Source organism: Armatimonadota bacterium (genome assembly GCA_020354555.1).
GTDB lineage: Bacteria > Armatimonadota > Hebobacteria.
Genome location: CP070648.1, coordinates 409475 through 416998, shown reverse-complemented (window position 1 = coordinate 416998; position 7524 = coordinate 409475). Strand labels below are relative to the sequence as shown.

The following is a 7524-nucleotide window of genomic DNA, read 5'->3' as shown; positions in this document are numbered from 1 at the left end:
TCGAGGATCTCGTCGGCTTGGTCTATGATTTCCGGCTCGAGATAGGGCATGTCGGTGCGGTCGAAGATGTGCGCGTGCAGGTTCTTCTCGGCCGCATTGCCGGTCAACAGATCCACGTAGCGGCGGACGACGGGCGCAGCCGGTCCATAGACGCCCTTGAGATACTCCGTCAGCGCGGTCTCGTAATCGTAGTCCTGGTTCCACAGGAAACGCGCCATGAGGTACGCCTTCAACTCGGCGAACGACCCGCCGGTGGTGTTGTAGCAGCCCTGCTCGAAGATGCCGATGACGCCGTTCCCGGCGAAGGTGCGGATATTCGGGCGCAGCGAGCGAATGTTGCACAGCGGCTGCGGGTAGTTGCGGAAGTTGGTCGCGTAATCCCAGACGAAAAGCTGATCGCGGCTGCAGATCTTGTGCCACCCCCGCAAGTCGCGCATGAACTCGCGGTTCTCCTTGCTGTCGCAGCCGTCGAGCGGATGCGAGAAGCAGCACTCGATGCTGCACAGACGGATGATGACATTCGGCCGCGGCCGCAGGGTCCGAGGCGGTTTGCGGCTGTAGGAATACGCGAGCGTGTCAATCCAGACGTGGGGATACTCCTCTTCAACGGCCTCGGCGACGCGGTTAACGAAGCGCAGTATCGGCCCCTGATGGCTCCCTTCGCGCTCCTCCAGCGCCAGGCAGTTCTTGCACGTGCACCAACCGCCCCAGTCGTTCTGCGACACGGAGAAGATCGTTGCCTCGGGGTGATCGCGGATCCAGCCCTTGACGACCTTGATCGCCTCCTGGAGCATCTCCTCGTTGGTCAGGCAGAGCTGGGCGTGGTCGGCGGTGCGCTTGCCGTCAATCTCCGAGAACCACTCGGGGTGCTCGGCGAAGTACTTGTCCGGCGGGATCATGGGGTAGAAGCTGTGCACGAACTGGTAATACGTGATCTTCCCGCCGTGTTCTTCGGTGAGCCGTGCGGCGCTGCTGTTCATGCGGTTGCGCGCGGCCCAGTCGCCGTCGAACGCCTCGCGCCAGAACGGCTCGCGGTAGATGAGGTGCGGGATGACGCGGTCGTTGATCTCCGGCAAGGTCAGCGGATCGCGCGTCGGTATACGGCTGATGCCTGCCGTGAACCAGCGGCAGCCCAGGTATTCGTCAAGCAGCGAATACACGCCGTACATCGTGCCCCGCTTGCGCGCCCCGGCGATGACGAGACGCGGGCCCATGGTGCGGAGAACGTAGCCCTCGTCGCCGAGCGCGTCGAGATCGATGTCCGCGCCGAGCGCCTGCAAGTGCTTGCTGTCGCCGACGATGATCTCGTGCTCGGCAAGAGGTGTGTCGTCGCCGACGATCGGCAACTCGGCGCCGCCGATCTGCTTGAGGAACGTCTGGAGTTCCTCGGCCGCGTGCCGCTCCGAGGGCGAAGCCTCGGAGCCGACGACGATGACGTAGTCCGACTTGCCGCCCTGCGAGATGGTGAGCGCGGCCGATGTCTGCGTCGAGCCGATGATTGCCATGGCGATAATCGCTGGCGCCAGTGATCGCATCCAGCTACCTCCCTGCTTTCAGGTGTCGCCCGGCCGAGAACCAGGCTGGCTGGCAGTCAGTTTCTTCGGAGTCGCAGTGACGCCCTGCAAATGCAGCTGCCGTTTCGACAAGCAGGAGCGCACGGGGCGGCGGTCGTAAGAGCCGAAAACCGGGAAGTGGGAGGGCACGGCTATGAAGTGGATGGAATGCGCGGCGCCGGTACTCATCAGCCTGATAATGGTTCTGTCCGTTGCGGTGCGCGCCGGTTCGGTGCCGGAGGACGAGAGCCGGCAGGGCATGTTTCCCGTTACGTCGTTCGGCGCGAAAGGCGACGGCGCCGCGGACGACACCGCCGCCATCCAACGGGCCATTGACGCCGCGGCGAAGCTGGGCGGGATCGTCACCATCCCCGCGGGCAAGTTCCTGGTAGCGGGCAGCCTGACCGTGCCCGCGGGGGTGACTGTGCGCGGCATCAACACGCGGCCGCTGTACATCGAGCCCGCCGTCGGCACCATCATCCTCGCCACCGGCGGGCGCGACAACGAGGAAGCGCCGGCTCTATTCGAGCTGCGCTCGGGAGCGGTCGAAGGAATCACCGTCCATTACCCAGACCAGAAGCCGACGGACATCCATCCCTACCCCTGGACCTTCCACTGCGCCGGCGGCGACGACACGATCCAGGACATCACCCTCATCAACTCCTACAACGGCATTCGCACCGGGCCCGAGGGCAACGTGCGCCACCTCATCCGCAATGTCTTCGGCTGCGTGCTGCGGCGCGGTATCTTCGTTGACGCGTGCACCGACATCGGGCGCATCGAGAACGTGCAGTTCCACTGTCATTACTGGAGCCACCCGGCGTTCGGCGGCGCGTGGGATCCGGTGTTCGAGTACATGTGGAAGAACCTCGAAGCCTTCATCTTCGCGCGCACGGACTGGGAGTACGTGCTCAACACGTTCGTCTTCCCGACGCGCATCGGCTACCATTTCATCGAGACCGAACGCGGCGCGTGCAACGGCCAGTTCTGCGGCATCGGCTCCGACGCCAGCGAGTACTGCGTCGTGGTGGACGCGATTCAGTACATGGGCTTGCTCATCACCAACGGGCAGTTCGTGTCGTTCACCGGCGAGAACCCGGTGGAGATCGTGGTCAACCCCACATGCCGCGGCTCGGTGCGGATGACAAACTGCGCCTTCTGGGGCCCGACGAAACAGGTGGCGGTGCTCAAGGGCGAGGGCTTCGTGTCCTTTGAGAACTGCTACATCTCCGACTGGGGGAAAGACGATCCGCAGGCGCCGGGGATTGACGTGCAGGCCGGCCGGTTCCAGTTGCGCGGCTGCAGCTTCAAGAGCGACCGGCCGGCGGTGCGCCTCGGCCCCGATGTGGTGCACGCCGTGGTGACGGACAACAACGGCGACCACGGCGTGCGCGTCATGAACGAGGCCGGCGAGCGCGCGGTGATCGCCAACAACGAGCCGCCGCGGGACGACTAGCAACGGAGTCGCGGGCCACGCAGAGGCCCCTCGGGCACCTCCGACGGGCCTGCCCCTCGGCCCAGTCAAGGGGAGCGACGGCGTGGACGCAATCGGGTACGCTCGACAGATTCCTTTCGTCAGCCCGGTCGTATTCTCCCTTCGTGGGCCGGACCGTGACGCAACCAACCCGCACACCACTTCGCCACGTTCAGAGTTATCGCCGTGTCGGGCATTCTGATTGACGGCGACCGCCGAAGGCCGTATTCTTTCACTGAGACACGTTCCTGAGGCTACGCCACCTCCGCAGGGCGTGCGCTTCCGTCGCCGACAGAGGGACCTCCATGACGGGCAAGCACACCTGCCCGTGCTGCGGCTACAAGACCCTATCCCAACCTCGATGCTGGGACGTCTGCCCCATTTGCCTCTGGGAGGACGATAACGTGCAGTCCGATGAACCCGATTTCTACCCGGGCGCAAACAAGATATCCCTTAGACAGGCCCAGAGGAACTTCAGCGAGTTCGGCGCGTGTGAAAGAAGGGTGTTGCCTTGCGTTAGGAAGCCGAACACGGAGGATATTAGAGATCCGGATTGGAGGCCCTTAGATCAGTTGACAGGCCGCTAGAGCGACAGCCGGTGCTCTACAGCGTCATCGGTCCACCACGGCATGCCGGCCACCGCCTCCACGCTATCGAGACGGCGTAGACGCAATCGGATACACTCAGCCAATTACCTTTGATCGCACCGGAATGATCCCTGCTAGAGGACGATCCATCGCTGTCAGGGAACTTCGTCGGGGACGCGTGAAGGCGAGGTGCTGGACATGATCATCCGACCTGAGACAGACGCAGACACCGAGGCGATAGCCGAGGTCACGAAAGCAGCATTCGAGAATCACCCGATCAGCCAGCAGACAGAGCACTTCATCATTGCCGCGCTGCGAGCTGCCAATGCGCTCACGATTTCGCTGGTCGCGGAGGTGGACAGGCGGGTGGTCGGCCATGTCGCCTTGTCGCCGATCACGATTTCCGACGGCAGTGAGGATTGGTACGGTCTGGGCCCGATTTCGGTGTTGCCCGAATACCAGACACGAGGCATTGGCAAGGCCCTTATGCATGAGGGCTTGTCACGCCTGAAGGCGCTAGGAGCCAAGGGCTGTGCGCTGGTCGGCGACCCCGATTACTATGAGCGGTTCGGCTTCAGAAGTGTGCCGGAGCTAACTCAGGAAGGCGTCCCGCAGAGGAATCTCCTGGTTCTGCCGTTTGGCGAGAGCAGGCCCCAGGGCATTGTGGAGTTTCACCCGGGCTTTCTGGCGACGGGCTGACGCCGGAGCCACGATGCGGGGCGGTTGTAGCACTTGCAGGCGAGACGGCTACGCCACTGGGCAAAGGCTATCCCCACGCCTCTCCCTGACAGGGAGAGGAACTCATCCGCGCGGCAGCCCGGGGGGTCGGGGTCATACCCTATGCGCAGTATAGCCTTGACACAATGCGCGGGGGGGGCTAGCATTCGGTTGCGTTGAGTCAGCGGGCAGCCCTGGGGCTTGCCCAGGCGCGGTGCGGCAGTTGACGCGAGACGCAGCCCGCCGCGCCCGGTCCGAATGATGCCGCCTCGCGCGGCCAGGTAACGTTGACGTGTGACCACGGGGAGGTCACCGTGGCGACTGGGCTGAGTCGCGGAGAGCTGAAGACCAACCGCAATGCGGTCACGACTTGCGGCCCGCATGCCAATCCTGGCATCGGGCCGCTTTTGCGTTCGTTCCCCCCAATTCCTCGATCACGTTCCTCAGCAGGTCTCTCCGCACTCAGGCCGAGAGCGCCCAGAACGCTTCCCTGGAGGACACCGGGAATGCTCTCAGGACTCGCAATCCGAGGCTTGCGTTACCTAAGCGTCCTTCTGCTTGGCGCGCTGCTCACAGGGTCCCCTTGGGAAGCGACGGCCGAAGAGCCGACGTGGCCGAATTCCCACGATCTCGTGCTCGAAATCGCTCTCGATTCTCCCGAGTACCTGGAAGGACAGCCAGTCTACGTGACCGCGATAGCGATTAACGGCGGGTCCCTCCCCATCAGGTACTTGCCTGTCATCTACACAACTACGTTCAAGTGCGTCGCAACGCGGGACGACGGTCAGGCTTTTCTCTTGGGCTATCCACAAAATGCGCTGCCGCCCGGCGATTACTCCTCCAGACTTGAGCCGGGCGAAGCAGAGCTGCACGAATACTACCTGAACAGCTGGGGGGAAACGCTGCCGCCGGGCGACTATGTCATGGAAGCGACAGTCTGCCAGCCCTACTCGTATTATGATGCCGATGCCGTACACGAGGACGAGGCGATCGTTGCGCCGGGCATGTATTCAAGCAACCAGATTCCCTTCACAGTCCTGCAAGCCGGCGCGCAGGTGCCAGCGAGCACGCAGTTGGCGCTGAACGGCAATCCGGTGGACGGCGCGCCGCGGCCGCAGCGAGTACACAACTACCTCGTGGCAAGCACACAAGCGCTCGAGCAAGCCGGCGTAAAGGCGACGCAGGACAAGGCGAAACAGGAAGTGAACCTTAGCCGCGGCGAGGCATCCGTGACCCTTCCCGTGGGTCGCTGGCCGAAGGAGATGCAGGACAAGCACCTGCCGGCGATCCCATCCATGGGCGGCGGGTTGCTGGTTCCTGTGCGCTATGTCGCGGAATCCCTCGGCATGCGCGTGCACTGGGACGCCAAGACCAAGACCGCCAACATCCTCACGGGGTGACGGTGGGGCCCGTGCATCCACCCGCGGGGTGGGAACTGCGAAAGGCAACAGGCACATGGGTACCGCGCGCGGCGGGCAACGCGGACGTTATCGTGAATGACGTGAAGAGCGCCAACTGACGGATGGGCGGCCCTATGCGCTGAACCTTCTTGTCTGCTGCGCGGCGTTGCCGGCGACGGCGCTGGATGCGCCTGCCTCTGGCACAACCGCTGACCATCCAGCCGGCCTGCGCGCATTGCTCATGCGCGCAGGCGATACACGCTTCTGAAGCGTAGTATGAATGATCCGGGCAAAGCACGGCATACGCGCGCTGCTCAGCCCTCTCCCGCCGATATGCGCACCACCGCTGCCGAGCGCGGCGGCACGACCTCTTCGTGCACGCCCGCAGCACGGGCGATCTCGCCGATGCGCTCTTCGCCTGCGGGCGTGATGCGGGTAAGGCTGTAGCCTCGCTCACGTGGCAGCCCAAGCCCCCTCCCGCCCAGGCTGAATCGCGCCGTCTGCTCCTCGTCCGTCATGTTGGTGAGCGCGATTCCCACGTCCCCGTTCGCCGCGCGCCAGGCCGATGAAATCACCGCCGGGAGCGAGATTCGATAATCGCCACCCCACGGCGCGCCGCCTTCAATCGTCACGCGGCGCGCTCCGCGCACCGTCGGCGGCTTGAGCATCTCCCCCAACGCGAGGAACTCGTGCGCCCGCCTGCGGCATTGCGCCAGCGCCCGCAAGTACTCCGCCTCCCGCGCGTACTTCACATCGAGGATTTGCGGCCCGACCCACCCCAGCTGCGCCCCCCACGCGAACGCGCGCGCCATCTTCGCGCGGAACGGCATCCCGCGGTCGAGATCGTCGCCGACGATGTACTGGAACCCGAAGGTGATCGTCCGCCCGCCGTACACCGCCGGGAACAGCGGCACGACCTCGCCACGATGCGGTGACGTGTTGACCAGCAGGAACGCATCGAGCAGGTCAATCCACGGATCGGCGCTCTCCTCGGTCGTGAGCATACCTCCCTTGGGCAGCGTCTTCCGCGCTCGCTCCAGCAGCCTGCGGTATCCCTCCGCCCAGAAGGAGCCCCCGCCGACGTCGTGCCCGTGGTGCGGATCGAAACACACCTTCGCGCCCGCCGCCGAGATCTGATCCACGTACACGCCGTCAACCCCGCATTCATGCACCAACCGGTCCACCAGCCCCGCCACCTTCGCCTGCCACTGCTCGGTGTACGGGCACATGACGACGAGCGGGACACCGGAGCCGTACGTCTCCTCATATCGCTTCATGTGCTCGTCCTTGGCGCACGCGGCCTCGGCGTTCTCGCTCGTCCAGGTGTCGGTGCGCGGGTCCCACAGGCGGCCGTTGATGTACGGCATGACGCGCACTCCCGCTGCTTGCAGCTCCGCGACGCCTTGCGCGAATCCCTCCTTCGTCGGGAAATACTCGGGGTAGTGGTCGTCGAACGGAATCTGGTGCCAGTTGTACCAGTGCACCGCGGTCGGCACGCCGAAGTACTCGGCAAAACGCTTCGCCGGTTCGACCGCTTCGGCCGGGCCGCCGCCGCCGAGGCACCAGATGTCAATGTCCTTCAGCCATTCCGGGGTGCTGCGTCGCGTGCGCAGCTCTCCTTTCGCCATCCACGAGGCTTCCGCGATCGCCCAGGCGCGGTGGAGCCGCGCGGCGTCGTACCAGTCGCCGAAGAACACGCCGACCGCGGCCTGGTAGGGCAGCGTCCACTCGCGCACCGGCCGCCCCATTCCCGCGGGGTAGTTGACCACCGCCAGCCGAAGCCGGCCGTCCGC

At 64.8% G+C, this 7524-nt stretch carries 6 protein-coding genes; 4 read left to right on the top strand and 2 right to left on the bottom strand.

Going from position 1 to position 7524, the window contains the following annotated elements; all coding sequences use genetic code 11:
• Positions 1 to 1535: DUF4838 domain-containing protein (locus tag JSV65_01740; protein UCH35100.1), on the bottom strand; the 1535-nt coding region annotated here is incomplete at its 3' end.
• A 172-nt stretch (positions 1536 to 1707) separates the two neighbouring features.
• Here JSV65_01740 and JSV65_01735 point away from each other — a divergent pair.
• The 4 genes from JSV65_01735 to JSV65_01720 all read left to right on the top strand — a co-directional run bounded on the left by JSV65_01735 (position 1708) and on the right by JSV65_01720 (position 5731).
• Positions 1708 to 3009, top strand: a complete 1302-nt coding sequence (locus JSV65_01735; protein UCH35099.1) for a hypothetical protein — start codon at positions 1708 to 1710, stop codon at positions 3007 to 3009.
• Between the two features lie 323 nt (positions 3010 to 3332).
• Positions 3333 to 3614 carry a hypothetical protein gene (locus tag JSV65_01730; protein UCH35098.1) on the top strand — a complete coding sequence of 94 codons (282 nt, stop codon included), beginning with the start codon at positions 3333 to 3335 and terminating at the stop codon, positions 3612 to 3614.
• 198 nt (positions 3615 to 3812) lie between these two features.
• Positions 3813 to 4313, top strand: coding sequence for an N-acetyltransferase (locus JSV65_01725; protein ID UCH35097.1), 501 nt, complete (start codon positions 3813 to 3815; stop codon positions 4311 to 4313).
• Between the two features lie 524 nt (positions 4314 to 4837).
• Positions 4838 to 5731, top strand: a complete 894-nt coding sequence (locus tag JSV65_01720) for a hypothetical protein (GenBank protein UCH35096.1) — start codon at positions 4838 to 4840, stop codon at positions 5729 to 5731.
• A gap of 314 nt (positions 5732 to 6045) precedes the next feature.
• Here the strand turns inward: JSV65_01720 and JSV65_01715 are convergent.
• The coding region (locus tag JSV65_01715; protein ID UCH35095.1) for a hypothetical protein at positions 6046 to 7524 on the bottom strand (1479 nt) is incomplete at its 5' end.

What these genes read in the sequence shown, in the direction of transcription:
- JSV65_01720 (UCH35096.1), top strand. Translation starts at nt 4,838, where the DNA reads ATGCTCTCAGGACTCGCAATCCGAGGCTTGCGTTACCTAAGCGTCCTT.
- JSV65_01725 (UCH35097.1), top strand. Translation starts at nt 3,813, where the DNA reads ATGATCATCCGACCTGAGACAGACGCAGACACCGAGGCGATAGCCGAG.
- JSV65_01730 (UCH35098.1), top strand. Translation starts at nt 3,333, where the DNA reads ATGACGGGCAAGCACACCTGCCCGTGCTGCGGCTACAAGACCCTATCC.
- JSV65_01735 (UCH35099.1), top strand. Translation starts at nt 1,708, where the DNA reads ATGAAGTGGATGGAATGCGCGGCGCCGGTACTCATCAGCCTGATAATG.